The 1,192-nt window shown below is 62.2% G+C and carries 2 protein-coding genes and 1 pseudogene; 1 reads left to right on the plus strand and 2 read right to left on the minus strand.

Annotation, left to right across the window (positions count from 1 at the left end):
- A pseudogene (locus tag GQS09_RS30850) lies at positions 1-246 on the plus strand (site-specific integrase); the annotation flags it as partial.
- Between the two features lie 94 nt (positions 247-340).
- Here GQS09_RS30850 and GQS09_RS28260 read toward each other — a convergent pair.
- Together GQS09_RS28260 and GQS09_RS28845 are read right to left on the minus strand one after the other, a co-directional pair.
- On the minus strand, positions 341-682 hold the full coding sequence (locus GQS09_RS28260) for a hypothetical protein (RefSeq protein WP_165990348.1): 342 nt from the start codon (positions 680-682) through the stop codon (positions 341-343).
- A gap of 11 nt (positions 683-693) precedes the next feature.
- The coding region (locus GQS09_RS28845; protein ID WP_207958391.1) for a hypothetical protein at positions 694-1,192 on the minus strand (499 nt) is incomplete at its 5' end.

The following is a 1,192-nucleotide window of genomic DNA, read 5'->3' on the forward strand; positions in this document are numbered from 1 at the left end:
GCTTCCGCCGGCGGTGCTCCAGGGCGGGCGTCCGGTCACGCCGGCCTGGCAGGGGCCCTGTCCAAGGCGTTGACCTCGTCGTCATCAAGCGACTGCTTGGCCACGCCCACATCGGCGTCACCGCCGGCGTCTACGCCCACGTCCGACTCCGCCTGCAACGCCAAGCCATCGACACCCTGGGCGATGCACTCGGCCTGACCGACAACAACCCTAACGACCCCACCCGCCGCAGCCGTCGTCCGGTGACGTTGCCGTCAGCGTTGCCGTCAAACGTCCCAGAGGCCAGCCGAATGGTTCTCCGTCTGGGCCTCTGGGTCTCTGCATGAGTCCACCGCTGCAGTTATTCGAGCCGATCGATCCACCGCTGACACACGTCGACGGTAACCGGAACAAACAGCTCTGGCGTCGAGATCTCGAAGAGGAACTGCGTTAGCAGCTCAATGTCCTGCTCTTCGATCTCTACGCGATCCAGCATATGCACAGCGCCAGCCCACCTGGGCAATTCCTGGACGTCCAACTCTCCGGATATGCACCTGTGCAGGACACTCCTCACAGCCGGGCGGTCCAGGCTCACCGAAGGCCCTTCGCTGAGGTCGCACCGATTGGCGGCTTCAATCGCCGTGTCCAGTGGATCAACCCAGCGGATTAGGCTGCTCAACGCGTCGCCCGCTTCTGGCTCCATGCGGCCTCACCTTACTTGAACTTGATGTGCGCAATTGTTCCGTCAGGGAGCCACGTCGTCTTGTATGCCAACTCCGTGACACCTTCTGCGTCAACTCGCTTCCGATAGATCGCAAACGATCCCGGAACCCTGCCAGGCACCTTATAGCTGAACTCGGCACCACCTTCAGGGAGGCGAATGATTTCCGGAATTTCCGCGTCTCCAGGGCTCTTCTTCATGAATCCAGTAAGACTCTTCCGCAACGCTGGCGAGAGATCATCTACACCGACAGCCGCAGCAACCTTTTCACCTCGCGTCAGCTTTGGGCCACAGGGTCCATTCGAATTATGAACGAGGACCGGCGTAGCGCCTGCCAGGACATAGTAGGTGTGGAGGCCGTGGATGGTGAGGTTGTGGGTGGGGGTGGGGGTGTGATGGTGGGTGACGGCGGTGATCTGGGTGTGGGTGCCGGTGCTGGTGCGGAGCCATTGGCCGGGGTGGAGGTCGTGGGCGTCGGTCCAGGTGCCGAGT

The organism is Streptomyces sp. YIM 98790 (genome assembly GCF_011421595.1).
Classification (GTDB): Bacteria; Actinomycetota; Actinomycetes; order Streptomycetales; family Streptomycetaceae; genus Streptomyces.

Excerpts from the sequence above, each read along its gene's own strand:
- GQS09_RS28260 (WP_165990348.1), bottom strand. The coding sequence starts at position 682 with ATGGAGCCAGAAGCGGGCGACGCGTTGAGCAGCCTAATCCGCTGGGTT.